The 24,814-nt window shown below is 65.7% G+C and carries 30 protein-coding genes and 1 tRNA gene; 16 read left to right on the top strand and 15 right to left on the bottom strand.

Annotated features, from left to right (window positions below):
* Positions 1-106: 106 nt before the first annotated feature.
* From N539_RS0101895 to N539_RS14975, 5 genes are all read right to left on the bottom strand, one after another.
* Positions 107-1,066 carry a beta-ketoacyl-ACP synthase III gene (locus N539_RS0101895; RefSeq protein WP_028968890.1) on the bottom strand — a complete coding sequence of 320 codons (960 nt, stop codon included), beginning with the start codon at positions 1,064-1,066 and terminating at the stop codon, positions 107-109.
* Positions 1,063-2,109 carry a phosphate acyltransferase PlsX gene (gene plsX, locus N539_RS0101900; protein WP_028968891.1) on the bottom strand — a complete coding sequence of 349 codons (1,047 nt, stop codon included), beginning with the start codon at positions 2,107-2,109 and terminating at the stop codon, positions 1,063-1,065. The genes N539_RS0101895 and plsX overlap by 4 nt, the downstream gene beginning before the upstream one ends.
* A gap of 18 nt (positions 2,110-2,127) precedes the next feature.
* Positions 2,128-2,307 (bottom strand): 50S ribosomal protein L32, encoded by a 180-nt coding sequence (rpmF, locus tag N539_RS0101905; protein WP_028968892.1) that lies wholly within the window; start codon positions 2,305-2,307, stop codon positions 2,128-2,130.
* A gap of 129 nt (positions 2,308-2,436) precedes the next feature.
* Entirely contained in the window at positions 2,437-3,114 is a 678-nt protein-coding gene (locus N539_RS0101910; RefSeq protein ID WP_028968893.1) for an MBL fold metallo-hydrolase, read from the bottom strand.
* Positions 3,111-4,370 (bottom strand): dipeptidase, encoded by a 1,260-nt coding sequence (locus tag N539_RS14975; RefSeq protein ID WP_037551700.1) that lies wholly within the window; start codon positions 4,368-4,370, stop codon positions 3,111-3,113. Before N539_RS14975 ends, N539_RS0101910 begins: the two co-directional genes overlap by 4 nt.
* A gap of 78 nt (positions 4,371-4,448) precedes the next feature.
* Here N539_RS14975 and N539_RS0101920 point away from each other — a divergent pair, with 78 nt between their 5' ends.
* On the top strand, positions 4,449-4,682 hold the full coding sequence (locus N539_RS0101920; RefSeq protein ID WP_028968894.1) for a hypothetical protein: 234 nt from the start codon (positions 4,449-4,451) through the stop codon (positions 4,680-4,682).
* Here N539_RS0101920 and pdeM read toward each other — a convergent pair.
* Both pdeM and rpoZ read right to left on the bottom strand, forming a co-directional pair.
* Positions 4,679-5,341: a ligase-associated DNA damage response endonuclease PdeM gene (gene pdeM, locus N539_RS0101925; RefSeq protein WP_028968895.1), complete on the bottom strand. Its 663-nt coding sequence runs from the start codon at positions 5,339-5,341 to the stop codon at positions 4,679-4,681. The genes N539_RS0101920 and pdeM overlap by 4 nt on opposite strands.
* Before the next feature lie 101 nt (positions 5,342-5,442).
* On the bottom strand, positions 5,443-5,784 hold the full coding sequence (rpoZ, locus tag N539_RS0101930; RefSeq protein WP_028968896.1) for a DNA-directed RNA polymerase subunit omega: 342 nt from the start codon (positions 5,782-5,784) through the stop codon (positions 5,443-5,445).
* A 100-nt stretch (positions 5,785-5,884) separates the two neighbouring features.
* On the opposite strand from rpoZ, the gene N539_RS0101935 reads away from it, so the two are divergent.
* Positions 5,885-7,057 (top strand): phospholipase D-like domain-containing protein, encoded by a 1,173-nt coding sequence (locus tag N539_RS0101935; RefSeq protein WP_028968897.1) that lies wholly within the window; start codon positions 5,885-5,887, stop codon positions 7,055-7,057.
* Here the strand turns inward: N539_RS0101935 and N539_RS0101940 are convergent.
* Complete coding sequence (locus N539_RS0101940) at positions 7,054-7,695, bottom strand: methyltransferase domain-containing protein (RefSeq protein ID WP_051531298.1); 642 nt, start codon at positions 7,693-7,695, stop codon at positions 7,054-7,056. The two genes, N539_RS0101935 and N539_RS0101940, sit on opposite strands and share 4 nt — an antisense overlap.
* A 197-nt stretch (positions 7,696-7,892) precedes the next feature.
* On the opposite strand from N539_RS0101940, the gene N539_RS0101945 reads away from it, so the two are divergent.
* The 6 genes from N539_RS0101945 (at position 7,893) to N539_RS0101965 (ending at position 11,006) form a co-directional block, all read left to right on the top strand.
* On the top strand, positions 7,893-8,864 hold the full coding sequence (locus tag N539_RS0101945) for a quinone oxidoreductase family protein (protein ID WP_028968899.1): 972 nt from the start codon (positions 7,893-7,895) through the stop codon (positions 8,862-8,864).
* A gap of 78 nt (positions 8,865-8,942) precedes the next feature.
* Entirely contained in the window at positions 8,943-9,191 is a 249-nt protein-coding gene (gene infA / locus N539_RS14980) for a translation initiation factor IF-1 (protein ID WP_037551703.1), read from the top strand.
* Position 9,192: 1 nt separating this feature from the next.
* Positions 9,193-9,765, top strand: coding sequence for a Maf family protein (locus N539_RS0101955; protein ID WP_028968900.1), 573 nt, complete (start codon positions 9,193-9,195; stop codon positions 9,763-9,765).
* A complete protein-coding gene (locus N539_RS0101960) occupies positions 9,758-10,714 on the top strand; it encodes a hypothetical protein (protein WP_028968901.1) in 957 nt (318 codons plus the stop codon). The genes N539_RS0101955 and N539_RS0101960 overlap by 8 nt, the downstream gene beginning before the upstream one ends.
* Positions 10,698-10,889: a DNA gyrase inhibitor YacG gene (locus tag N539_RS18060; RefSeq protein ID WP_081774130.1), complete on the top strand. Its 192-nt coding sequence runs from the start codon at positions 10,698-10,700 to the stop codon at positions 10,887-10,889. The genes N539_RS0101960 and N539_RS18060 overlap by 17 nt, the downstream gene beginning before the upstream one ends.
* Positions 10,890-10,930: 41 nt before the next feature.
* Positions 10,931-11,006: transfer RNA gene (locus tag N539_RS0101965), tRNA-Phe, on the top strand.
* A gap of 7 nt (positions 11,007-11,013) precedes the next feature.
* Here N539_RS0101965 and N539_RS0101970 read toward each other — a convergent pair.
* Positions 11,014-11,991: a UDP-glucuronic acid decarboxylase family protein gene (locus N539_RS0101970; RefSeq protein ID WP_028968902.1), complete on the bottom strand. Its 978-nt coding sequence runs from the start codon at positions 11,989-11,991 to the stop codon at positions 11,014-11,016.
* Between the two features lie 173 nt (positions 11,992-12,164).
* On the opposite strand from N539_RS0101970, the gene N539_RS0101975 reads away from it, so the two are divergent.
* Positions 12,165-13,640, top strand: coding sequence for a M20/M25/M40 family metallo-hydrolase (locus tag N539_RS0101975; protein WP_028968903.1), 1,476 nt, complete (start codon positions 12,165-12,167; stop codon positions 13,638-13,640).
* Here N539_RS0101975 and N539_RS0101980 read toward each other — a convergent pair.
* From N539_RS0101980 to sucC, 3 genes are all read right to left on the bottom strand, one after another.
* Positions 13,637-14,566 (bottom strand): electron transfer flavoprotein subunit alpha/FixB family protein, encoded by a 930-nt coding sequence (locus N539_RS0101980; protein ID WP_028968904.1) that lies wholly within the window; start codon positions 14,564-14,566, stop codon positions 13,637-13,639. The two genes, N539_RS0101975 and N539_RS0101980, sit on opposite strands and share 4 nt — an antisense overlap.
* The gene (locus N539_RS0101985) at positions 14,563-15,309 is read right to left on the bottom strand and encodes an electron transfer flavoprotein subunit beta/FixA family protein (protein WP_028968905.1); all 747 of its coding nucleotides are present in this window, start codon (positions 15,307-15,309) and stop codon (positions 14,563-14,565) included. Before N539_RS0101985 ends, N539_RS0101980 begins: the two co-directional genes overlap by 4 nt.
* A 93-nt stretch (positions 15,310-15,402) precedes the next feature.
* Positions 15,403-16,608, bottom strand: coding sequence for an ADP-forming succinate--CoA ligase subunit beta (sucC, locus tag N539_RS0101990; protein ID WP_028968906.1), 1,206 nt, complete (start codon positions 16,606-16,608; stop codon positions 15,403-15,405).
* A gap of 31 nt (positions 16,609-16,639) precedes the next feature.
* On the opposite strand from sucC, the gene dinB reads away from it, so the two are divergent.
* The 4 genes from dinB (at position 16,640) to N539_RS0102010 (ending at position 20,004) form a co-directional block, all read left to right on the top strand.
* Complete coding sequence (gene dinB / locus N539_RS0101995) at positions 16,640-17,722, top strand: DNA polymerase IV (RefSeq protein ID WP_028968907.1); 1,083 nt, start codon at positions 16,640-16,642, stop codon at positions 17,720-17,722.
* A gap of 163 nt (positions 17,723-17,885) precedes the next feature.
* The gene (locus tag N539_RS0102000; protein ID WP_028968908.1) at positions 17,886-18,419 is read left to right on the top strand and encodes a CarD family transcriptional regulator; all 534 of its coding nucleotides are present in this window, start codon (positions 17,886-17,888) and stop codon (positions 18,417-18,419) included.
* A gap of 120 nt (positions 18,420-18,539) precedes the next feature.
* Positions 18,540-19,265, top strand: a complete 726-nt coding sequence (locus tag N539_RS0102005) for a head GIN domain-containing protein (protein ID WP_028968909.1) — start codon at positions 18,540-18,542, stop codon at positions 19,263-19,265.
* 34 nt (positions 19,266-19,299) lie between these two features.
* A complete protein-coding gene (locus N539_RS0102010; protein WP_028968910.1) occupies positions 19,300-20,004 on the top strand; it encodes a GIN domain-containing protein in 705 nt (234 codons plus the stop codon).
* On the opposite strand, the gene N539_RS0102015 is transcribed toward N539_RS0102010, so the two are convergent.
* The 3 genes from N539_RS0102015 to mgtE form a co-directional block, all read right to left on the bottom strand.
* The gene (locus tag N539_RS0102015) at positions 19,998-20,669 is read right to left on the bottom strand and encodes a CADD family putative folate metabolism protein (protein WP_081774166.1); all 672 of its coding nucleotides are present in this window, start codon (positions 20,667-20,669) and stop codon (positions 19,998-20,000) included. The genes N539_RS0102010 and N539_RS0102015 overlap by 7 nt on opposite strands.
* A gap of 207 nt (positions 20,670-20,876) precedes the next feature.
* A complete protein-coding gene (locus N539_RS0102020) occupies positions 20,877-21,272 on the bottom strand; it encodes a DUF1489 family protein (protein ID WP_028968912.1) in 396 nt (131 codons plus the stop codon).
* A 40-nt stretch (positions 21,273-21,312) separates the two neighbouring features.
* Positions 21,313-22,734, bottom strand: a complete 1,422-nt coding sequence (mgtE, locus tag N539_RS0102025; protein WP_028968913.1) for a magnesium transporter — start codon at positions 22,732-22,734, stop codon at positions 21,313-21,315.
* Between the two features lie 115 nt (positions 22,735-22,849).
* On the opposite strand from mgtE, the gene N539_RS0102030 reads away from it, so the two are divergent.
* From N539_RS0102030 to N539_RS0102040, 3 genes are all read left to right on the top strand, one after another.
* The gene (locus N539_RS0102030; protein ID WP_028968914.1) at positions 22,850-23,317 is read left to right on the top strand and encodes a peptidylprolyl isomerase; all 468 of its coding nucleotides are present in this window, start codon (positions 22,850-22,852) and stop codon (positions 23,315-23,317) included.
* A gap of 79 nt (positions 23,318-23,396) precedes the next feature.
* Positions 23,397-24,152: an SDR family NAD(P)-dependent oxidoreductase gene (locus tag N539_RS0102035; protein ID WP_028968915.1), complete on the top strand. Its 756-nt coding sequence runs from the start codon at positions 23,397-23,399 to the stop codon at positions 24,150-24,152.
* A 253-nt stretch (positions 24,153-24,405) separates the two neighbouring features.
* Positions 24,406-24,780, top strand: coding sequence for a hypothetical protein (locus N539_RS0102040; RefSeq protein WP_156029701.1), 375 nt, complete (start codon positions 24,406-24,408; stop codon positions 24,778-24,780).
* Positions 24,781-24,814 lie beyond the last annotated feature (34 nt).

Below are 24,814 nucleotides of genomic sequence, written 5' to 3' on the forward strand. Positions count from 1 at the left end.
GAATATTCTCCCGCAGCGCCGGCGCCCCCCGGCATTTCAATTACAGTTTCGTAACGTTTTTTAGTCCTGTCGGCAATTCGACATTTTCACGAATATCCGAGATTTTTCAATACCTGAGCGCAGCCGCTCCCCACGTAAAGCCACCGCCCATCGCTTCCAGGACGACGATATCGTTGCGCTTTATTCGCCCATCCTTCACCGCGGTGTCGAGCGCAAGAGGGACGGATGCCGCGGACGTATTGGCATGTTCGCCAACCGTCACCACGACTTTCTCGGGGGGAAGGCCGAGCTTCTTCGCGGTCGCATCGAGGATTCGCGCATTCGCCTGATGGGGTACGACCCAATCGACCTCGGCGGTGGTCAGGCCCGCTTCCGCCAGCACTTCGTTGAGCACCCCGGCGAGGTTGACCACCGCGTGGCGGAACACCTCGCGGCCCTTCATCCTGAGCTTGCCGACGGTGCCCGTCGTCGACGGGCCGCCATCGACGAACAATAAGTCGTTGTGGCGGCCGTCGGCGTGGAGCTTGGTGGCGAGGATTCCGCGCTCGCCCTCCTCCGAACTCAGCACCAGCGCGCCCGCGCCGTCGCCGAACAGGACGCAGGTCGCGCGGTCTTCCCAGTCGAGGATGCGGCTGAACGTCTCCGCGCCGATGACCAGTGCCCGGGTCGCGTTGCCGGAGCGCAGCATCGAATCGGCGACCGCCAGCGCATAGAGGAAGCCGGTGCATACGGCGTGCACGTCGAAAGCGATGCAATCGTCGATCCCGAGCGCCGCCTGGACCTTGGTCGCCGACGACGGGAAGGTCTGGTCAGGGGTGGCGGTGGCGAGCACGATGAGGTCGATGTCGGTGGCCTGGAGCCCGGCATGCTCGAGCGCGCGGCGAGCGGCGTCGGTGGCGAGGGTGGCAGTGGTCTCCCCCTCCGCCGCGACGTAGCGGCTGCGGATCCCGGTGCGCTCGACGATCCACTGGTCGGTGGTGTCGACGGTCTGGGCCAGCTCTTCGTTGCTGACGCGGCGGCTGGGCAGCGCGCTGCCGACGCCGGCGATGACCGATCGGCGAGTCATTGGGCGGCCTCATTGAAGGCGTGCGCGCGGAAATTGTCGAGATCCTCGCCGATCTTGCGCGTGATGTCGTTCAGAACCATCCGGGCGGCGACGCCGATCGCGTTGGCGACGCCCTTGGGAGTCGCGCTGCCGTGGCTTTTCACGACCAGGCCGTTGAGCCCGAGGAAAACCGCGCCGTTATGATTGTTGGGGTCGAGATGGTGCTTGAGCAGGTTGAGCGCCGGGCGCGACAGGGCAAAGCCAGCCTTCGAGCGCAGCGAGCTCTTGAAGGCGCGGCGCAGCAGGTCGGTCACGAAGCGCGCCGTGCCTTCCGCGGTCTTCAGCGCGATATTGCCGGAAAAGCCGTCGGTGACGACCACGTCGACGTGGCCACGCGACAATTGGTCGCCCTCGGTGAAGCCGTCGAAGCGGAACGGCAGATAGTCCGCCTCGCGCAGCAGGCCTGCAGCCTCCTTGAGCTCGTCGGTGCCCTTGAGCTCTTCAGTCCCGATGTTGAGCAGCTTGACCCGCGGCTTGGCGATGCTCAGCCCGGTGCGGGCGTAGGCCGCGCCCATCACCGCGAACTGGACGAGGTTCTGTGCGTCGCACTCCGTGTTCGCACCGAGGTCGAGCATGACCATATCGGTTTCGCCGAGCGTCGGTAGCAAGGCGGCGAGCGCCGGGCGGTCGATCCCCGGCATGGTCCTCAGCGCAAGCTTCGCCATCGCCATCATCGCGCCGGTGTTGCCCCCGGACAAAGCGGCATCCGCCTGATTTTCCTTCACCGCGTTGATCGCCATACCCATCGATGTCGTGCGCGCACGGCGGATCGCCTGGGTCGGCTTCTCGCTGGCCGCGATCTCTTCCGGCGAATGGACGACGATCACGCCGGTTTGGAGGTTGCCGTGGTGCTGCAACTCATCCCCGACGCGCCGCTCGTCGCCAAAGACGATAAACTGGAGCGTCGGGTCGCGGCGGCGCGCACGCGACGCTCCGGCGAGCATCGCGGCCGGGCCGCCGTCGCCTCCCATTGCGTCGATTGCGATGCGCGGGCCCCCGGCCATCTCGAGGCCGTCCGCTGCTTAGGCCTCGGTCGGGACGATTTCGCGGCCGTTATAATGGCCACACGCCGCGCACAGGTTGTGCGGCAGCTTCAATTCGCCGCAATTCGGACATTCCTGGAATTTCGTCGGGGTCAGCGCATGATGGCTGCGGCGCATGTTGCGCTTCGACGGCGAGGTTTTTCTCTTGGGGACAGCCATTGCGGCACACCTTTGAAATCAATAAAAATTGCGACGATCTGCGCCATGTCCCGGCGGGGCTGACCCCGCGGCGGCGGCCGGATCGTCGCGAACCGCCGCTCCTATAGCGGTTGTGCCCGAGGTTGCAAGTCAGACGGCGGCCAAAACCCTGTCGCCGACGAACGGATTGGTCCGGCGTTCGTGGCCGAAGGTCGACATCGGGCCGTGGCCGGGGACGAACGCCGTTTCGTCGCCCATTGGCCACAATCGGGTGATGATGGAGCGGATCAGCTGCTGCTGGTTGCCGCGCGGGAAGTCCCACCGACCCATCGACCCCTGGAACAGCACGTCGCCGACCAATGCGAGCTTCGATTCCGGGTGGTGGAAGACGACATGGCCCGGCGTGTGGCCCGGGCAATGGGCGACATCGAGCGTCAGCTCGCCGACCGTCACCTGGTCGCCATCGACCAGCCAGCGCGAGGGAGTGAACGGTCGCCCGTTGATGCCGTAGCGCATGCCATCCTCGTGGAGCTGGGCGATCCAGAACAGATCGTCCTCGTGCGGTCCTTCGATCGGAACCCCGAGCTCCTCGGCGAAGATGCCGGCCGAGCCGCAATGGTCGATGTGGCCATGGGTGAGGAGGATCTTCTCGATTGTCACCCCAGCCTGCTGGGCGGCGGCCTTGAGCCGCGGCAAGTCGCCGCCGGGATCGACGAACGCCGCCCGCATCGTCGCGGTGCACCACAGGAGCGAACAATTCTGCTGCAACGGCGTCACCGGGATGATCGCCGCTCGCAAAGGAGGATCCTTGAGCGGCGGCTCGTTCATTTGGCGGGTTCGAGCGTGGCCATCGATGGCGGTTCGTCCTTCATCGAGGCAGCGACCGCCTCCGCCTGGCGCATCGCGCGAAGGACGTTGCCGCCGGCGAGCTTGGCGAGGTTGGCGTCCGACCAGCCGCGGCGGATCAGCTCGGCGAACAGCAAGGGATAGCCGCTGACGCTGTTCATGCCCGCGGGCGCTTCGTCATATGGAATGCCATCGAGATCGCCGCCAATCCCGACATGATCGTAACCGGCGACCTGGGCGATGTGATCGACATGATCGGCGAGCTGAGCGACGGTGACGACCGGCGCCGGATGGGCCTGAACCCACGCCTTCAGCGCGTCTTCGCGTTCCTTGGGCTGGCCGAGCATCGCCAGCTTGAGGCGCTCTTCCTCGGTCGACTTGGCGACATTCCAGGCTTGAAACTCATCGGAGACGTAGCCGGCGTAGAAATTGGCCATCACCACCCCGCCGTTGGCGGGCAGCAGGCGAAGGACGTCGTCGGGGACATTGCGCGGGTGGTGATCGATCGCGAACGCGCCGCTGTGCGAGAAGATCACCGGGGCGCGGCTGATCTTGATCGCTGCGCGCATGGTGTCGGCGCTGACGTGGCTGAGGTCGACCAGCATGCCGATGCGGTTCATTTCATGAACCACGGCTTCCCCAAAGGCATTGAGCCCGTGATATTTGGGGTCGTCGTTGGCGCTGTCGGCGAACTCGTTGTTCTTGAAATGCGCGAGCGTCATGTAGCGCGCGCCAAGATCGTAGAACTGGCGCAGTGCGGGCATGCTGCCGCCGATCTGATGGCCGCCCTCGATCCCGATCAGCGAGGCAACGCGCCCGGTCTTGTGGATGCGCACGATATCGTCCGCGGTGCCGGCGAGGGCGAGGTCGCCCGGATATGCTTTGACCAGGCGCTTGACGACGTCGATCTGCTGGATCGTATCGCGGATGGCTTCATCGCCGTGGATGTCGGCGTCGATAAAGACCGACCAGAATTGCGCGCCGACATCTCCTTCGTGGAGCCGCGCCATGTCCGTCATCAGTGGGGTCGGTCGCTTGTCCGTGCCGCTGGCGAGACCTTCGACGCTCGACTTGTAGTAATCGCCGAGCTGGCCGGGCAAGTCGTTGTGACCGTCGATCAACGGCGTCGCTTTGAGGATGCGATCGATCCGGGCGCGAACCTTGGGATCGATCTGCTGAGCGGACGCAGGGACGGCGATGGCGGCGAGCGTCGCCGCGAACAGGATGGCTGTCTTCATGCACGGGGGTGTAGGAACAGCCGCAGCACTGCGCAATCGTACTTGCCCTTTGTCGCCGCCCCGACAATGAAGAGACCGATGACAGACCTCGAGGAAGTGATGCGGTTCGATCCCGAAGAGGGGATCGCCGATCTCGACATGCATCTCGACCGTCTCAAGACTTCGGCGGAAAACCAGGGCTTCAAGTTCGACCGCCACGCTGCGCGCAACGAGCTGCAGGCGGCGACCTTCGGCAAGCGCCACCCGGCGATCGCGCGGCTGCTGCTGTCGCCGACCGGGGCGATGGCGATCGAGATCCGGCGGGCCGATTAGGCGGCGAGGGGGAAACGGAGCAGCCGGTCGGAGACTGGCACCAGCGCCGCAGCGTTGCTTCCCACCGAACGCAGGATTTCAGGATGGTGCGCGTCGAGGCCGCCGGTCAGCGCTCCGAAGGCGGGGAAGATTACTTTGGTCGGCGACACCACGAAGCAGCGGCGCGACACCTGCCGGCCGCGCAGGTGAACGCGGAGCTTGGGGTGATAATGGCCCGACATTTCGGGTCGGGGATCGCTGCGCACGGCTTCGTGGCGCAGGATAATGCCGGCGAGCTCGACTTCCTTCGCGATGCGCCCGCCGCAATGGTCGGCAATGCCGGGATCGTGGTTGCCGACGATCCACGTCCAGTCGAGCTTCGCCGTCAACGTCGTCAGTAGGTCGCGGGCATTCGCCGGCAGGCGGTCGCAGCCGAAGGAATCGTGGAAGCTGTCGCCGAGACAAAACAGGCGGGCGGCGCCGGTCTGCTCGACGGCATCCCCGATCGCAGTCAGGGTCGCGTGCGAATCATAGGGCGGAAGGAACTGGCCGAGCCGCGCGAACCAGCTCGCCTTTTCGAGGTGCAGGTCGGCAACCAGCAGCGCGCTTTGCTCGGGCCAGAACAGGGCCCCGCCGGGGGTCGCGAAGAATGTTTCGCCTGCGAACGAAAAGGGAACCATGAGTCAGTCATTGCGAGGAGCGAAGCGACGAAGCAATCCAGATTCTGAAGCGAGGCTACTGGATTGCTTCGCTACGCTCGCAATGACGAGTGTTTTGGCGCTTACTCGTAATCGCCGCCCGACGGAGTCGGACGCGGCGGCGCCGCTGCCGTCAGGCGCAGCGCCTCGGCCGCATCGCTCAGCGAGGCCAGCTCTTCCGTCTCGTCTTCCTCGTCGATGCGCACCTTCTGGAGGTTGGTGACGATCGCTTCGCCGAGTTCTTTGGGCTTCACCGTCTCCTCGGCGATCTCGCGCAGAGCGACGACCGGATTCTTGTCACGATCGCGGTCAAGGGTGAGGTCGGCCCCACCCGATATCTGCCGCGCGCGCTGGGCCGCGATCAGGACCAGATCGAACCTGTTCGAGACCTTATCAACGCAATCTTCAACTGTAACGCGCGCCATTGGCTGCTCCGAAAAATCTATTCCGAAGGGGAATATGGGATGTCAGGAAGGCCGCGCCAATAGCTTGCGGTCCCTCGCAAAGTCAAGGAAAGCTCCCGGAATGGCGGACCATCCGACCGAGCCGGTAACCGATCCGCCGATCCGCGCCGAAATCGCCGGCAACCGCATCGAGGTGATCGAAACCGGCGCTGCCCGCCTGAACGCGCTGCTCCAGCTCATCGCGGACGCCGAGCGCAGCTTCAAGATGCTGATGTACATGTTCAACCCGGACCACGTCGGCGGGCTGGTCCACGATGCATTACTGGCGGCGGCGCGGCGCGGCGTCGAGGTCAAGCTGTTGATCGACGGCTTCGGTTCGGACGCGCGACCCCAGTTCTTCGCCGACCTCGACCAGGCCGGCGGCGAATACTGCGTCTTCAACCCGAGCTACGGCCGCCGCTATTTGCTGCGCAACCACCAGAAGCTGGTGATTGCCGACGACAGTATCGCGATCTTCGGCGGCGCCAACATCGACGACACCTATCTGACCGACGTCGGGCCCAAGCATTGGCGCGACCTGTGGCTGCGCATCGAGGGTTCGGAGGCAATGGTCGGGAGCCGCTATTTCGACGCGGTCTTCCGCTGGTCGAAGCGGAAGCGGACCACGCTCCGCTCGCTGCGCCGGATGATCGGCGAATATAACGAATGGCGCGGGCCATTGCAGTGGAAGTTCAGCGGGCCCTTGAGCATGCGCAACAGCTGGTGGCGGAGCATCGGCCGCGACATGAACGGCGCGACGCGGCTCGACATGGAGTTCGCCTATTTCGCGCCGCCGGGCGCGATGCTGCGGCGGATTGGACGGATCGGCCGGCGCGGCCGGGCGCGGATCATCGTCGCGGCCAAATCCGACAATAACGCGACCATCGCCGCCGCCCGGCACAGCTACAGCCGGCTGCTTCGCCGCCACGTCCAGATCTACGAATATCAGCCGGCCAAGCTCCACACCAAGCTCGCGATCGTCGACGACATCGTCCACATCGGCTCGTCGAATTTCGATTACCGCAGCTTCTACATCAACCTCGAGGTGATGCTGCGGATCAAGGACGCGAGTTTCGCCGCCGCCATGCGCGCCTATTTCGAACGCGAGCTCGAGGATTGCAAATGGATCACGCCCGAGCTCCACAAGCGGCGCGCCAGCCCGTGGCGGCGGATCAAGTGGGCAATCTCCCACTTCCTCGTCAACATCGCGGATTATACGGTGACCCGGCGGCTGAACTTCCGCGGGGAACGTTAGGCCGCGGGCTCGCCCTTGTACGCCCAGAACAGCACGGCCGGAGGGACGTTGATCCATTCAAATCCGCGCACCAGACGATCGAAGTAAGGCGCGATGAATTGCCGGACCTTGGGGCTGAACTGGTACACCAGGAAAGCGCCCCCCGGCCGGATCACGTTCGCGGTCGCTTCGGCAATGTCCTCGCCGACGCCCGGCGGAAGCGTTGAGAAGGGGAGGCCCGAGAGCACATAATCCGCGGAGCCGAGGTTCCGCTCAGCGAGAATCTTTTCGACATCGGCCGCCGAGCCGTGGACCGCGACCAGGCGGGGATCGTCGATCGCTTCCTTGAGGTAGCGGGTGAAGTCCGGGTTGGTGTCGATGGTGACCAGCGTCGCATCGGCACCGAGCCGGTCGAGCACCGGCCGGGTGAAGGTCCCGACGCCGGGCCCATATTCGACGAACACCCGGGTGTTGGCCCAATCGACCGGGCCGAGCATCTTCTCGATCAGCACCTTGCTCGACGGAATGATCGAGCCGACCATCACCGGATTCTTGAGGAACCCGCGCAGGAATTGCCATTGCGGGCTCGGTGAACGGCGGTCGTGGCGGCGCTGAAGTCGGCGTGAACCTTTCAACGTTCGCGCGGGTGAGGTGGACATTGATGCTCCGTCTGGGCGCTGGGCAAGGAGCGGAGCGTTGGCAAAAGCGCCGCCGCTTTGCAAGTTACCCAAGGCGGACGCCTCGTCGGCGTTCCACCCAACAGCCGTGAAGCGCGCCATTTCCGCGACGAAGGGGCGAAAGAAATTCATGGCCGATGGGCTTCACTTTTGCGCTCGAAGGCGGTTGAAGCGCGCAAATGCCACACGCCATTCGAATCCATGAAGTCGGCGGGCCCGAGGTCCTTCAGTGGGAAGACGTCGAGGTCGGGGAGCCCGGCCCGGGCCAGATCAAGCTGAAGCAGGAAGCGGCCGGCCTGAATTTCATCGACGTCTATCACCGGACCGGCCTCTATCCGCAGCCGCTGCCATTCACGCCGGGCGTCGAGGGCGCGGGGACCGTCGAAAGCGTGGGCGAGGGCGTTGCCAATGTGAATGTGGGGGATCGCGTCGCCTACGCCGGCCCGATCGGCGGCTATGCCGAGGAACGGCTGATTGATGCCGACCGCGTCGTGAAGCTCCCCGATTCGATCGACGCCGAGCATGCCGCGGCGATGATGCTGCAGGGCATGACGGCGCAGATGCTGCTGCGTTCGGTGTTCCCGGTCCATGAAGGCGACACCATCCTGATCCACGCCGCGGCCGGCGGGGTCGGGCTGATCATGTGCCAGTGGGCCGCCGCGCTGGGCGCAACCGTGATCGGTACCGTCGGCACCGAGGAAAAAGCCGAGCTCGTCCGGGCGCACGGCTGCGTGCACCCGATCGTCTATTCGAAGCAGGATTTCGTCGCCGAGGTGCAGCGCATCACCGACGGCGAGAAGCTGCCGGTGGTCTATGACTCGGTCGGCCGCGATACCTTCATGAAATCGCTCGATTGCCTCAAGGTCCGCGGCCTGATGGTCAGCTTCGGCAATGCGTCGGGCGCGCCCGACCCGTTCCCGCCCAATGTGCTGGCCCAGAAGGGCTCGCTCTACCTGACCCGGCCGACGCTCTTTCACTATATCGCGAGCCGCCAGCAGCTCGAGCAGAGCGCCGGCGAATTGTTCGAGATGGTCGCCAGCGGCAAGGTCAAGATCGAAGTCCAGCAGCGCTTCCCGCTGGCCGATGCCGCCGAGGCGCACCGTGAGCTGCAGGCCCGCCGCACGACCGGGTCGACGATCCTCACCATCTGAGGCCGCGCCCGCCTTCCCTTTCGCCGCATCGCAGAGTAAGGCTCCGCGACTTTTTGCCTGGAACGAATAGGAGATCTTTTGGCCAAGGAAGAATTACTCGAGATGCGCGGGAAGGTGGTCGAGCTGCTGCCCAATGCGATGTTCCGCGTCGAGCTCGAGAACGGCCACGAGATCCTTGGGCACACCGCCGGCAAGATGCGCAAGAACCGCATCCGCGTACTGACCGGCGACGAAGTGCTGGTCGAGTTGACGCCTTACGACCTGACCAAGGGCCGTATCACCTATCGCTTCATGCCCGGACGCGCAGGACCGCCCGGCTACCCATGAGATGAAGCTGGTCCTCGCCTCGGCGAGCCCGCGCCGTCTCGATCTGCTCGCCCGCATCGGCGTGACTCCGGATGCCGTCGTGGCGGCGGACGTGGACGAGAGCGTCCCGCGCGGCGAGCTGCCCCGCGACCATGCGCTGCGGCTGGCGCGGGAAAAAGCGCAGGCGGTCGCGACGAAGGCGCCCGATGCGCTGGTGCTGGGCGCCGACACGGTGGTCGCGGTCGGCCGGCGCATCCTGCCCAAGGTCGAGGACGAGGCAACCTTGCGCGCCTGCATGCGGCTGCTGTCGGGCCGCCGCCATCGCGTGCTCACCGGCGTCGCGCTGGTCCTTCCCGGTGGCGGCCTTCGCGAGCGGCTGGTCGAGACGACGATCGCGATGAAGCGCCTGACCGATGCGGAGATCGACCATTACGCATCGCACGGCGAATGGCGCGGCAAGGCCGGCGGCTACGCGCTCCAGGGCTATGGCGAAGTCTATGTCCGGCACATCGCCGGCAGCTATTCGAACGTCGTCGGCCTGCCGCTCGCCGAGACGCGCGTGCTGTTGAAGTCGGCGGGGTACCCGCTTGCCTGAGTGGCTCATCGAGCGCGGGATCGGCGAGACTCGAGCGGTGCTGGTCGACAGCGGTGAGATCATCGAAGCGCGCATCATGCTGGATGGGGTCATCGCCGCTGGAAGCATCGTCCCGGCACGCCTCGCGAGCCTTGGCACGGACGGCCTCAACGCCATCGCGGTTGGTGACGGCGGCATCGAATTCCTGCTTCCGCGCGGCGCACCCGGCGTAACTCAAGGCGCGTCGCTGACGATCGAGGTCATACGCGAGGCCATCCCCGGCGGCGAGCCGTGGAAGCGGCCGCTCGCGCGCGTTTCGAACGATACTCCGCGACCTGGTCCGGCGTTCGAACCGGACGCGCTCGAGCTGCAGTTCCCGGCTCCGACCGATCGGCTCGGGGGTTGGGGCGATCTTGTCGATGAAGCACGAACCGGGATCACCAGCTTCGCCGGCGGTGAGTTGCGCATCTCGCCAACGCCGGCGATGACGCTCATCGATGTCGATGGGACTCTCGCGCCGGACGAACTGGCCGTGCTTGGCGCCTCCCAAGCGGCGCGGGCGATCCAGCGGCTCGACATCGGAGGGTCGATCGGAATCGACCTGCCCACGTCCAAGTCGCGGACCGCGCGCCAGCGCGCGGCCGAGGCGATCGACGCCATCCTGCCGCAGCCGTTCGAGCGGACGGCGGTGAACGGCTTCGGCTTCGTCCAGATCGTGCGGCCGCGGCGGCGCGCCTCGCTGCTCGAGCTGGCGCAGGACCGCGCGGCGTTCGAGGCGCGGGCGTTGCTGCGGCGCGCGTCGTTCGAGCCGGCGGGGCCGAAGACACTGGTCGCGCACCCCGCCGTGGTCGCGGTGCTCGAAGGGAAGCGCGAATGGCTGGATGCGCTCGCCCGGCAGTGCGGCGGCGCGATCGGGTTGCGGGCCGATCCTTCTCTCACCATCTCCGGTGGCTATGCGACGAGCAACTAAATCCAAGGGATGCCCGCTGTGCGGTAAGCCGCCGACACCGGATCACGCGCCTTTTTGCAGCCAGGGCTGCAAGGACCGCGACCTGCTGAAATGGCTCGGCGACGGCTATCGCATCCCCGGCCCGCCCGCCGACGACCAGCATCTCCGGGTGGACAGCGAAGAGGGCGAGAGTTAGGGAGCGCTCCGCTCCAACGGGCGATCGGTCCGGATGCGAGAGCCCAGGTAGCTCAGTTGGTAGAGCACGTGACTGAAAATCACGGTGTCGGTGGTTCGATCCCGCCCCTGGGCACCACTTTTGATCATTCGGCGGCGAGCAGCACCCCGGACGCGACCTGCGATTCGAGCCAGGCGATGGTTGCCGTCAGACCCGTGTCGAGGGTCACGGTCGGCTGCCAGTCCAGAAGCTGCCGCGCGCGGCCGATGTCGGGCCGCCGCCGCCGCGGATCGTCTTCCGGCAATGGACGTCCGACGATCCGTGAGTTGCTCCCGGTGAGGGCGAGGATTCGCTCGGCCAGGGCCTGGACCGAAACCTCCTCCGGGTTGCCGAGATTCACCGGCGCGGCGGGGCCGGTGCTGTCCATCAACCGTAGCAATCCCTCGACCGTGTCGTCGACGAAGCAGAAGCTGCGGGTTTGCGATCCGTCGCCGTAGATGGTGATGTCGCGGCCCTCGAGCGCCTGGCAGATGACGTTGGAAATGACCCTGCCGTCGTCGGGACTTATCCTTGGCCCGTAGGTGTTGAAGATGCGGGCGACCCGCGCCTCGCACCGGCCGGCGCGGACGAAGTCGAAGGTCAGCGCCTCGGCGGCGCGCTTGCCTTCGTCGTAGCAGGCGCGGGGCCCGGTGCAGTTGATGGCGCCGCGATAGTCCTCGCGCTGCGGATGCTGCTCGGCGTCGCCGTAAACCTCGCTGGTCGAGGCCAACAGGAAGCGCGCGCCGCATTGCTCGGCCACCTGCAGCAGATTGCGCGTGCCGACGACATTGGTGAGCAAAGTATGTTCGGGGTCGGCCTGGTAATGCGGCGGCGAGGCCGCACAGGCGAAGTTGAAGACGTGGGTGAAGCGCATCGCCCAGCGCGGCAGCGGGTCGACGACGTCGTGCTCGATCAGGCTGAAGCGATGATTGCCCTCGAGGTGGGCGATGTTTTCGAGGCGGCCGGTGAGGAAATTGTCGAGACAGACGACATAGGCGCCGGCGTCGATCAGCCGGTCGCAAATGTGCGACCCGATGAACCCTGCGCCCCCGGCGACGAGGGCAACTTGTGCACCGCGCTTCACGCTTCGACTCCCTCAACTCCCGGGGGCGGAAGCGCTTGCGAAGCGGAAGCGTTCCCTCGGCTCGGTCCGCTCGCTAAACCGGAATGGATGCGATGCTTTCGGGACCAGCGCCAACGGGCCCACGCGCCCGAAGCGCTCGGTGCCAATGTCGCCGAGTTCCTGGGGGGATTTGAATGAGAGTCATGATCGCTTTCGCCGCACTGCTGCTGGCCGCTCCGGTCCAAGCCGCGGATCGTGCGGCGCAGCTCAAGGAGTTCAGTGAGCTGCTTGCCATCCCCAATGTCGCGACGAGCATTCCCGACATCCGCAGGAATGCCGACCACATCATGGCGATGATGGAGAAGCGCGGGCTCAAGCCGCGCCTACTCGAGGGGGACAGCGCCGACGTTCCGCCGGCGATCTACGGCGAATGGCTGGTCCCGGGCGCGAAGCGGACTTTGGTGCTCTACGCCCATTACGACGGCCAGCCGGTGACGCCCGAGGATTGGAAGGCGACCCAGCCGTTCGAGCCCAAGTTCTACTCAGACCGGCTCGACCGCGGCGGGAAACCGCTTCCGTTTCCGGCGAGCGGTCAGCCGATCGCCGACGAGTGGCGCGTCTACGGGCGCGCGGCGTCGGACGACAAATTGGGGGTGATGGCGATCCTCGAAGCGGTCGCCGCGCTGAAGGCGGCGGGCAAGCGCCCGGCATACAACCTCAAGATCTTCTTCGAGGGCGAGGAGGAGCAGGGCTCGCCGCACCTCGCGGCGCTGCTCGCGAAGCATCGCGAAACGCTCAAGTCGGACGGCTGGGTGATCTTCGACGGGCCGTCGCATCCGAGCGGTGCGCCGCTAGTGTCGCTCGGCGTGCGCGGCGACGTCAATGTCGACCTGACCGTCTATGGCCCCGTCCGCCCGCTGCACAGCGGCCACTACGGCAATTGGGCGCCCAATCCGGCCATGACGCTGGCCCAGCTGCTGGCATCGATGAAAGACTCGAACGGTCGCGTGACCGTTGCCGGCTGGTACGACGATGTCGTGCCGCTGACCGAAGCCGAGCAAGCGGCGATCCGTGCGGTCCCGGCGGCCGACGCGCAGCTCAAGTCCGAGCTCGGACTCGGCTGGACCGAGGGCAACGGCCTGTCGCTGCTCGACGCGATTCAGCAGCCGTCGCTGAACATCAACGGGATGCGCGCGGCCGACGTCGGGGACAAGGCGCGCAACGTCATTCCCACGGTCGCAATGGCGACGCTCGACCTCAGGCTGGTCAAGGGCAACGACTGGAAGCGCCAGGTCGACAAGCTCGTCCAGCATATCCAGGGCCAGGGCTTCACCGTGCTCGACCGCGAGCCGACGATGGACGAGCGGCGACGCTTTCCGAGAATCGCGATGGTGACCGTAGGCCCCGGGTACAATGCCGAGCGCACGCCGCTCGACGATCCGTTGGCCAAGAGCGTCGCGGCTGCGGCGAAGCCGTTCGGCGCGGTCGTTCTTCCGTCGACGGGCGGATCGCTGCCGCTGTTCGTGTTCCGCGAGACGCTCGGCGCGCCGACGGTCACCGTGAGCCTCGCGAACTACGACAACAACCAGCACGCCGAGGACGAGAATTTGCGGCTCGGCAATTTGTGGCGAGCGATCGACGTCGCCGCCGCGATCATGGAGATGCGCTAAAGCTTCTCCGTCAGCTCCGGAACGATCTTGAACAGGTCGCCGACGAGGCCGATGTCGGCGACCTGGAAGATCGGCGCGTCCTCGTCCTTGTTGATCGCGACGATGACCTTCGAATCCTTCATGCCCGCGAGATGCTGGATCGCGCCCGAAATGCCGATCGCGACATAGACTTGCGGCGCGACGATCTTGCCGGTCTGGCCGACCTGGTAGTCGTTGGGGGCATAGCCGGCGTCGACCGCGGCGCGCGATGCGCCGACCGCGGCGCCGAGCTTGTCGGCGAGCGGGTCGAGCAGCCCGTGGAACTGTTCGCTTGAGCCGAACGCGCGGCCGCCGGAGACGATGACCTTGGCGCTGGTCAGCTCCGGGCGTTCGCTCTCGGACGCGTCGAGCGAGACGAAGCTGCTCGTGCCGGGATCGCCGCCGGCGTCGACTTGCTCGACCGACGCGGAGCCACCCTCGCGGGCAGCTTTCTCGAAGGCCGTAGTGCGGACGGTGATGACCTTCTTAGCGTCCTTCGACTTCACCGTTGCAATCGCGTTGCCGGCATAGATCGGGCGGGTGAAGGTATCGGGTCCTTCGACCGAGAGGATGTCGGTGATCTGCATCACGTCGAGCAAAGCGGCGACGCGCGGCGCGATGTTCTTGCCGGTCGTGGTCGCCGGCGCGACGAAGGCGTCGTGGCTCTCCATCAGCTTCGCCGCGATGGGCGCGACGGCTTCGGCCAGCTGGTGCTCGAGCGCGGGCGAGTTCGCCGCATAGACCTTGGCCACCCCGGCGACTTTTCCCGCCTCGGCGGCGACCGCGTCGGTGTTATTGCCGACAACGAGCGCGTGGACCTCGCCCAGTTGAGCGGCCGCGGTCACCGTCGCCAAAGTCGCGTCCTTAACGGCTTTGCCGTCGTGCTCGACCAGGACCAGAACGCTCATTTCGCAATCCCCATACCCTTGAGCTTCTCGACCAGCTCGTCGACGCTGCCGACCTTGATTCCCGCCTGGCGTCTGGCCGGCTCGACGACCTTCAGCGTCTCCAGCCGCCGCGCGACGTCGACCCCGTAATCGCCCGGGGATTTGATCGCGAGCGGCTTCGACTTGGCCTTCATGATGTTGGGCAGCGAGGCGTAGCGCGGCTCGTTCAAGCGAAGGTCGGTGGTGACCACCGCCGGCAGGTTGAGCTTTACGGTTTCGAGTCCGCCGTCGACCTCACGCGTGACGGTCGCGCTATCGGCAATCTCGATCTTCGAGGCGAAGGTACCCTGCGGCCAGCCGAGCAACGCCGCGAGCATCTGCCCGGTCGCATTATTGTCGTCGTCGATCGCCTGCTTGCCGAGGATGACCAGCTCGGGCTTCTCCTCGTCCGCGATCTTCGCAAGAATCTTGGCGACCGCGAGCGGCTCGACCTCTTCGTCGGTCTGGACCAGGATCGCGCGGTCGGCGCCCATCGCCAGCGCGGTGCGCAGCGTCTCCTGCGCTCTGGCGGGGCCGATCGACACCGCGACGATTTCGGTCGCGACGCCCTTTTCCTTGAGCCGGATCGCTTCCTCGACCGCGATCTCGTCGAACGGGTTCATGCTCATCTTGACGTTGGCGAGATCGACGCCCGAGCCGTCCAGTTTGACCCGCGGCTTGACGTTGAAATCGATGACGCGCTTGACCGCGACGAGTAACTTCATCGGTTCACTCTCTTTCGTCATTCCCGCGAAAGCGGGAACCTAGATTCTTTGTTCGTCTGGGTCCCCGCTTTCGCGGGGATGACCAATGGAAGTTCAAGCCGGCACCGCCTGCTTTACCTCCGCGACGATCTTCCTCGCGGCGTCGCCGAGATCGTTGGCGGCGATGATCGGCAGCCCGCTGTTCGCCAGGATGTCCTTGCCCTGCTGGACGTTGGTGCCTTCGAGGCGGACCACCAGCGGATCGTTGAGCTGCACTTCGCGCGCGGCGGCGACGATGCCTTCGGCGATGATGTCGCAGCGCATGATGCCGCCGAAGATGTTGACGAGGATCCCCTGCACCGACGGGTCGCTGAGAATGATCTTGAACGCCGCGGTGACCTTCTCCTTCGAAGCGCCGCCGCCGACATCGAGGAAATTGGCAGGCTCTCCGCCTTCCAGCTTGATGATGTCCATGGTCGCCATGGCGAGGCCGGCGCCGTTGACCATGCAGCCGATGTTGCCGTCGAGCTTGATGTAGGCGAGGTCGTATTTCGACGCCTCGATCTCCATCGGCTCTTCTTCGCTGAGGTCGCGCAGCTGCTCGAGGTCGGGATGGCGGAACTCGGCATTGTTGTCGAAGCCGACCTTGGCATCGAGCACCAGCAGTTCGCCCTTGTCGGTGACTGCGAGCGGGTTGATTTCGATCTGCGACGCGTCGGTCCCGAGGAACGCGTCGTAGAGCTTCGCGAGCACCTTGCCGGCTTGCTTTGCTAGGTCGCCGGTCAGGCCGAGCGCGGCGGAAACCGCGCGACCGTGGTGCGGCATCAACCCGGTCGCCGGATCGATGGTCATGGTCTCGATTTTCTCGGGCGTGTCGTGGGCGACCGCCTCGATATCCATGCCGCCTTCGGTCGAGGCGACAATCGCGATGCGGCCGGTCTCGCGGTCGACCAGCAGCGCGAGATAGAATTCCTTGGCGATGTCAACGCCGTCGGTGATGTAGAGCCGCTGCACCTGCTTGCCGTGCGGCCCGGTCTGGATGGTAACCAGGGTCTTGCCGAGCATTTCGGCGGCATGCTCGCGTACTTCGTCGATCGAGTGGGCGAGGCGGACGCCGCCTTTGGCGTCCGGCCCAAGCTCCTTGAACTTGCCCTTGCCCCGCCCTCCGGCATGGATCTGGGCCTTGACCACCCATAGCGGCCCCGGAAGCTTCTGCGCCGCCTCGACCGCCTCTTCGACGCTCATCGCGGCATAGCCGGCCGGCACCGGCACGCCATATTTCGCGAGGAGCTCTTTCGCCTGATATTCGTGGATGTTCATTGGCGCCGCCCTTAATCAGAAGCTCGCGGTGATGCAAAGTAACGACCGGCCCTTACGCAAGATCATCCATGTCGACATGGATGCCTTCTACGCGTCCGTTGAGCAGCGCGACGACCCGGCGCTGAAGGGCAAGCCGGTCGCGGTCGGCGGCGGCCATCGCGGCGTGGTCACGGCGGCGAGCTACGAGGCGCGGCCGTTCGGGGTGCGGTCCGCTTTGCCGTCGGTCACCGCTAAGCGCCTTTGCCCGGAGCTGATCTTCGTCAAGCCGCGGTTCGACGTCTATCGAGCGGTCTCGCAGCAGATCCGCGGCATCTTCGGCGACTATACCGACCTGGTCGAGCCGTTGAGCCTCGACGAGGCCTATCTCGACGTGACCGAGGATCGGTTGGGTCTCGGCAGCGCGCGGGCGATCGCCGAGGACATTCGCCGGCGCATCCGCGAGGAATGCCAGCTCACCGCCTCGGCCGGAGTCAGTTACTGCAAATTCATCGCCAAGCTCGCTTCCGATCATCGCAAGCCCGACGGGCTGTGCGTCATTACGCCGGAAAAGGGCGCGGACTTCGTCGCCTCGCTCCCGGTCGCGCGCTTTCACGGCGTCGGCCCGGTGACCGCGCGCAAGATGGAGCGGCTGGGGATCCAGACCGGCGCCGATCTTCGCGAATGGACGCTGCCGGCGCTCGAGGCGCAATTCGGCAGTTCCGGCTCCTGGTACTGGCGCATCTGCCGCGGGATCGACGAGCGGGAGGTGCGGCCCGACCGGCCGTACAAGTCGGTCAGCGCCGAGCGGACGTTCGACGAGGATTTGCGCGATGCCGACCGGCTCGCCGCCGAGCTCGAGCGGATCGCCGGCTATGCCTGGGCGCGGGTCGAGCGCGCCGAGGTCGCCGGGCGCACGGTGACGCTCAAGGTCAAGTTCGGCGATTTCAGCATCATCACCCGGTCGAAAAGCTTCGCGTCGAACGTGCCCGACCAGGCGGCTTTCACGGCCGCCGGGCACGGGCTGCTCGCTGCCCTCCATCCGCTTCCCAAGGGCATCCGGCTGCTCGGCCTGGGCCTTCACAACCTCGTCGAGGGCGAGGTCGAATCACCCGTTCAACTCGGACTCGCAATTTGAGGTCGGTTGTGATATAAAATTGTCATACGGGGCCGCACGCGATTCAGCTGTGGCCCTTAAATTCTAAGGAAGCTTCGAAATAGGCGACGAGCCACGACCAACGGTCGTTCTGGGGGGCGACGCGAACGTGTCGGCTCCGTCCGCCGCAACAGAAAGGTTAGCAATGGCTAGTAAGGCGCTCAGCTTCGACGTCGGTGATTATGTTGTTTACCCCAAGCATGGCGTTGGCCGCGTTGTCGAGCTGCAAAGCACCGAAATCGCCGGATGCCGTCTCGATCTCTACGTCCTTCGCTTCGAGAAGGAAAAGATGACGCTCCGCGTGCCCGTCAACAAGGCGGACTCGGTCGGCATGCGCAAGCTCTCCTCGGACAAGACGATGAAGGACGCGCTCGCGACCCTCACCGGCAAGCCGAAGGTCAAGCGCACCATGTGGTCGCGCCGCGCCCAGGAATATGAGGCGAAGATCAACTCGGGCGACCTGACCTCGATCGCCGAAGTGACCCGCGACCTGTTCCGTCCCGACGATGCGCCGGAGCAGAGCTATTCGGAGCGGCAGATTTTCGAGGCCGCCTCGTCGCGCCTGGCGCGCGAGCTCGGGGCGATGGAGCAGACCGACGAGAAGTCGGCGCTCGCCAAGATCCTCGAGATCCTCAATAAAGCTGCGGTGATCCATCATGCGGTGAAAGAGCCCGCATAGTCTCGGCTGGCTTGAGAAATCGGAAAGGGCGTCCCTCGCGGGGCGCCCTTTCTTTTTGCGCTTGCCCCATTTTCGCCGATTGTGTATTAGTTGCATAATACAGCGTAACGGAGGGAAAATATGCGCAAGTCGATCGCCGCGGCCCTGATTGCCGCTTCCGCCGCGAGCGCGGCCTGCAGCCATGATCGTGACGAAAATCCAGGTCCGGTCGTTGCGCGCGCTTACCAGGTCGGGAACTTCACCGAGCTCGAGGCCGCCGGCCCGTTCAACGTCACCGTCCGAACCGGCGCGAGGCCGAGTGTCCAGGCGAAAGGCAATCAAAGCCTGATCGACAAGCTGGTGGTCGAGGTCGACGGCAACACGCTCAAGATCCATCCCGAGAAGAAGAATGGCTGGTTCGGCGGCTGGCACGGCCTCCGCGGCAAGGCCGACATCGTCGTGACCGTCCCGCAGCTCCGCGCGGCGTCGCTGGCCGGATCGGGCGGGATCAACATCGACAAGGTCCAGGGCGACAGCTTCGACGGAGACATTGCCGGTTCCGGCGATCTCAGCATTCAGTCGCTCGATGTCGGCAGCCTCAAGGTCAGCATCGCCGGCGCCGGCAGCGTCACCGGCACCGGCAAGGCCGGCAGCGCCGACTATGATATCGCCGGGTCCGGCGACGTCGACGCCGAGCGCATCGTCGTCGAGGATCTGAAGGTCAGCATCGCCGGGTCGGGCAATGTGCGGGCGCATGCGACGCGGGCAGCGAAGGTCGACATCGTGGGCTCGGGCGACGTCGAGGTGAAGGGCGGCGCCAAATGCTCGGTAAGCAAGATGGGCTCGGGCGACGTCCGCTGCTCTTAGAGAGCTGTTAACCATGAGCGTGGAAGGTGGGCGGATGACCGCCCGCCTTCTTGCCATCGTCGTCGCCGTCGCGCTGAGCGCGCCGAGCGAGGCCGCCACCCGCAATTTCGGAATCACCGGCTTCACCAAGGTGCGGGTGAGCGGCCCTTACCGGGTTACGCTGGCGACGGGTGTAGCGCCGTTCGCGCGGGCCAGCGGCTCTCCGGCCGCGCTCGACCGCGTCGCGGTCGAGGTCCGCGGCGACACTTTGGTGGTCCAGTCGAGCCCGGCGTGGGGCGGCGGCTATGCCGGCGCCGATCCGGGGCCCGTCGAGGTCGCGATCGGGACGCACGAGCTCAGTTTTGCCTCGCTGATCGGGTCCGGCTCCCTGGTGATCGATCACGTGAAGGCGCAGAAATTCGCTCTGACCGTCCAGGGATCGGGGGCCGGCGAAATTCACGACGGTGCGATCGACGAGCTCAACATCTCGCTCGAGGGCACGGCAGCCGCGCTGGTTGCCGGCAAAGCGGGCAAGCTCACCGCTCTCGTCCGCGGGGTGTCATCGCTCAACGCGGGGCAGCTCGCGACGCCGAGTGCGGACATCGACGCCGACGGCGCCGGGACCATCGACGCGAACGTCACCGACACCGCCAAGGTCAGCGCTTGGGGGCCGGCGACGGTCAGGTTCAGCGGCCGCCCGGCCTGCACCCTGAAGGTGCAGGGCTCGGCGAGCGTCAGCGGGTGCCGCTCTACTCAATGAACTGAGGCGCGCGCCTCCACACCCGACAGGAAATTCCACAGCGCACCGGCGAGCTCCTCGCCCGCGGCGACGGCTTCGGCCCGTTGGTCCTCAGGAAGTCGATCGAGCAGGGCACGGCACACCGCACTGTGCTCGACGTCCGCGCTCTCGTGGACGCGGAAGAAGCGCAGCGTCTCCTCGTCGCGGATGCCGTAGCGTTCGATCAGTCCCTCGATCTTGGCGCTGGCAACCCCGGGGAACTGGCTTTCATAGGCATAGAGCGCGCCGAGGCCCGACGCGTAGGACCGATGTGAAAGCTTGCGGAACGTATCGATCAATCCTTGAGTCTCGGGGTTGAGTTCTTGGGCGCGAACCGCCTCTTCGCTCTCGCCGAGACCGCAGGCGAACATCAGCCACAAGGTTGCGTGGTCCTGCTTGCCGGCTTCGAGGCCCTCTTCCTCAGCGAGGTTTTCGGCGAGCATGCGCCCGCCATCGCGATCGGGGCAGGCACTGTGCACAGCGCTCACCGCGCGCGGGAATGCCTCGACGTGGTGGAAATATTGGCGGGCGTAATCGCGCAGTGTGTCGAGCGGCAGCCGGCCTTCAGTCCACGCCTGGTAAAAGGGATGCTTGAGCATGGCTTTGTCAGCGACCTTCGTGTCGATTGCCGTTGAAACCATTGTCATGTGCATCTCCTCAGCTGATTAGCCGCCGATAGTAACAGGCCACGGAGTCGGCAAGCCGACGTTCGCTTGATCCGCGGCACAAAGCCGCCGCGGATTCGTTTCAGTTCCAATCGACCAACAAGGGAGTGAAACCATGTATTTCGGTATTGGCGGCCTGATTTTGCTGATCATCATCCTGGTCATCCTGTTCAGGTAAGCAGCGAACGGTCACACCAGCGCCAGTGCGGCGAGCTGGACGTAGAGACGCGGCGGAAGATCGGCGAGACCGTCGCCGGCATCGACTGGTAAATCCTCGGCGACAAGGTAGCGCCAACCCTGGTGCGCACGCTTCGGCGCCGGCGGGATCAGCTCGAGTTGTCCCGCGAGGACGATGTCGATCCGCCCGTCCTTGCGATCCTCGAAGCGGAGGATGCGTTGGCGGCCGATCAGGCGGTGCTTGACGATCCAGTGGAGCGAGCCGCCGATCAGCTCCTCCATCCGTTTTGGCCGCATCCGCGTGGCGACCCGCATTTCGCTGTCCTGAGTGCGCGCGGCGACGCGCTTTTCGAGCGATTCGACGGTGCGGCAGCCAAACGCGACCTTGGTCAGATGGAGATTAGGCACATCGCGCCAAGTGGCGTGCGGCCCGTGAACTCGCAATGACTTAGTGGACGATTCCCGACGCCGTGGCGAGGCCGAGCACGGCGAAATAGCCCATCGAATCGGTGACCATGGTCAGGAACACGCTGCTCGCCACGGCGGGGTCGGCGCCGGCGCGCTCGAGCGTCAGCGGGACCAGTACGCCGGCGAGGCCCGCGGTAATGATATTGACCATCATCGCGGCCCCGATCACCAGCCCTAGGGGAACGCTTTGCAGGACGAGGCTGACGCCGAGGCCGAGCAGGAGCGCGATGGTCAGCCCGTTGAGGATCGCGACGCGGATCTCGCGGCCCACGGCGCGCCAGCGATTGGACCCGGTGAGTTGGTTGGTGGCGAAGGCGCGGACGGTCACGGCGAGCGTCTGGGTGCCGGCGTTGCCGCCGACTCCGGCGACGATCGGGCCCAACGCCGCGAGCACGGCGAGATGCTCGATCGAGTCGGTGAACTGGCGAATGATGGTCGCCGCGGCTAGCGCGGTGATGAGGTTGGCGACGAGCCAGCGCACGCGCGAGCGATAGCTCTCGACCACCGGCTCGTTGATGTCGCCTTCGTCGCCGACGCCGGACAGCAGCAGCACGTCCTCGCCCGCTTCTTCCTGGATGATGTGGACGATGTCGTCGACGGTGATCATCCCGACCAGCCGGTTGTCGTCGTCGACCACCGCGGCCGAAACGAGCGCATATTTCTGGAAGCGCAGCGCGACGTCTTCCTGGTCCATGTCGACCGGGATCAGCGTCTGATCCGGGACCATGATGTCGCTGACCGCTTGCCCCCGCGCCGTGCGCAGGATGGTCGAGAGCTTGCAGGTGCCGACGGGGTGGTGGCTGGGGTTGACGACAAACACTTCCCAGAAATCGTCGGGCAGCTCCTGCGTGGAGCGCAGATAGTCGATGACCTCGCCGACCTTCCAATGCTCGGGGACTGCGCAGACGTCGCGCTGCATCAGGCGGCCGGCGGATTCTTCCGGGTAGCTGAGCGCTTCCTCGACCGCGGCGCGGTCGTCCGGCTCCATCCGCTCGAGCACCGCTTGTTGCTCGTCCTTGTCGAGGTCCTCGATCAGCGCGACGGCGTCGTCGGTGTCGAGCTGGCCGGCGATGTCCGCAACCTGCTGCGGCTCCATCTCGTCGAGCAGGCCCTCGCGGACCCAGTCGTTCATCTCCGCCAGCACGTCCGCGTCGACGATGCCGGCGAGCGCCTTGACCAGCCCCTCGCGCTCGTCGCGCGCGGCCGCCTCGATCAGGTCGGCGACATCGGCGGGGTGAAGCGGCTCCACCAGTTTGCGGGCGGTTTCGTCGTCGCCGGCCTCGACCGCATCGAGCACCTTGTCGACGAACTCCGGCCGGAGCCGGGTTTCGTCGTCCATGACGGAATTGGCCCGGTCCGCGTCGACGGGGGGCGCGGCGGCGATGTGATCGCTCTCGCTCATACGCCTTCCCTCGTTGCGACCGGTCGCGCCCTCCTATGGTCGCGACCGCTCTGGCGCAAGCAGCCTCGGCTGCCTAAATCGCGCTCATCGTATCCTCTCGTGACGGAGCTTTCCCATGGCCAACGCCGACCGCCTGACCTTCAACCTTTCGACCGGCGGCGATGTCGTCATCAAGCTTCGGCCCGATCTTGCGCCCGGCCACGTCGCGCGGATCACCGATCTCGCCAACGGCGGCTTTTACGACGGTGTCGCCTTCCATCGCGTCATCCCCGGCTTCATGGCCCAGGGCGGCGACCCGACCGGCACGGGGACGAGCGGTTCCGACAAGCCCAACCTCAAGGCCGAATTCTCGGACGAGCCGCATGTGCGCGGGACCTGCTCGATGGCGCGGACCAGCAACCCCGACAGCGCCAACAGCCAATTCTTCATCTGCTTCGGCGACGCCGGCTTCCTCGACAATCAATATACCGTCTGGGGCGAAGTCGAGAGCGGCATGGAATATGTCGACGCGCTCCCGGTCGGAGAGCCGCCGCGCGAGCCCGGCAAAATCCTCAAGGCGACGGCTCACAAGGCCGGCGAATGACTGAAATCGTCATTGCGAGCGCAGCGAAGCAATCCAGCCTTGTGCAACTGGATTGCCGCGCAGCCTGTGGCTGCTCGCAATGACGAGGGTCGCGCTGATCACCGGCGCGTCGGCTGGCCTCGGGATCGAGTTTGCCCGGCGCCTGGCGAAGCGCGGGCATCGACTTGTCCTCGCCGCCCGCCGCACGGATCGGCTCGACGCGCTGGCGAAGGAGCTCGGCAACGCACGCGCCGTCGGGATCGACCTATCGAAACTGAGCGCTGCCGCAAAGCTCATGGCCGAGATTCAAACGGCGGGCGAAGAGGTCGACATCCTGGTCAACAACGCGGGCTTTGGGCTCATCGGACAATTTGCCGAACTCGACGCCGAGCGCCTTCGACAGATGATCGACCTCAATGTCGGAACGCTGACCGATTTGTGCCGCTCCGTCGCGCCCGGAATGATCGCGCGCAAATCAGGCGCGATCCTCAACGTTGCTTCGACCGCGGCTTTCCAACCCGGGCCGAAGATGGCGGTCTATTTTGCGACCAAGGCGTTCGTGCTGTCGCTGAGCGAGGCGCTGCACGAGGAATTGAAGCCGCACGGGATCAAGGTCAGCTGTCTGTGCCCCGGGCCGACGCGGACCGAGTTCGGGGATGTCGCCGGGTTCGGCGGCAACGGCCTGTTCGATCGCGTCGCCATGAACGCGAAGGACGTCGTCGAAGCGGGGCTCAAAGGTCTCGACAGAAACCGCGCAGTGGTCGTCGCCGGCTGGATGAACAAGCTGGTGGCCGCGAGCACCCGCTTCGCGCCGCGCCCGATCGCTCGCAAAATAGCGGGATCGATCAAATACTGAGGCGCCGTCCGTCGACGCGCCGTTTCGACTAACGGCTGATCACTTCGTCCCTTCAACCTTTACCCCCGCCGATCTTCGACCACGATCCCAGCCGATGAAGGGATTGCTTGGCTTAACAGTCCTCCTTGCTCTGCCGGCGGCCTCGCCGAGCAGCCCGCCCGCCGCAGCGTGCCCCGGAAGGCCGGCTTCCGAGCTCTTCGGGCTGGACTATGACGCTTTCGACACAAGCGGCGCGCCGTGCGCCTGGCGATCCTTGCTCGACCGGGGCTGCGTCGATGCCGCGGTTGCGACGCTGCAAGCCTACCGGAAGGCGGACGCCGGGCGGATGACGTCTCAGCAGCGCGACGAGCTCAGTTTCCACGTAGGCCAGGCGCTGGCGATGTCTGGTCGTGAACGGGAAGCCATTCCGCACTTCGAGAGTGCGGTCAGTCGGGACAGCGCGGCCGAATGGTCGGCTTATGTCGCGGCCAACCTCGGATTTGTCCGCAAGGATCGCAAGCAGGTCGAGGACGCGCTTGCCGCATACGAAAAAGTCGCCGGGCAGACTTCAATGCGGCTTGGCTTTATTCGCGGATTCCTGCGGTGCCCGGACAGGCCGTACATGGAAGCCGCGAGCTGCGGCATGTGACCACCGACAGACGCTCGATGGAACCTTCCGACTG

The sequence above is a fragment of the Sphingomonas sp. URHD0057 genome (genome assembly GCF_000620665.1).
In the GTDB taxonomy this organism is placed as follows: Bacteria; Pseudomonadota; Alphaproteobacteria; order Sphingomonadales; family Sphingomonadaceae; genus Sphingomicrobium.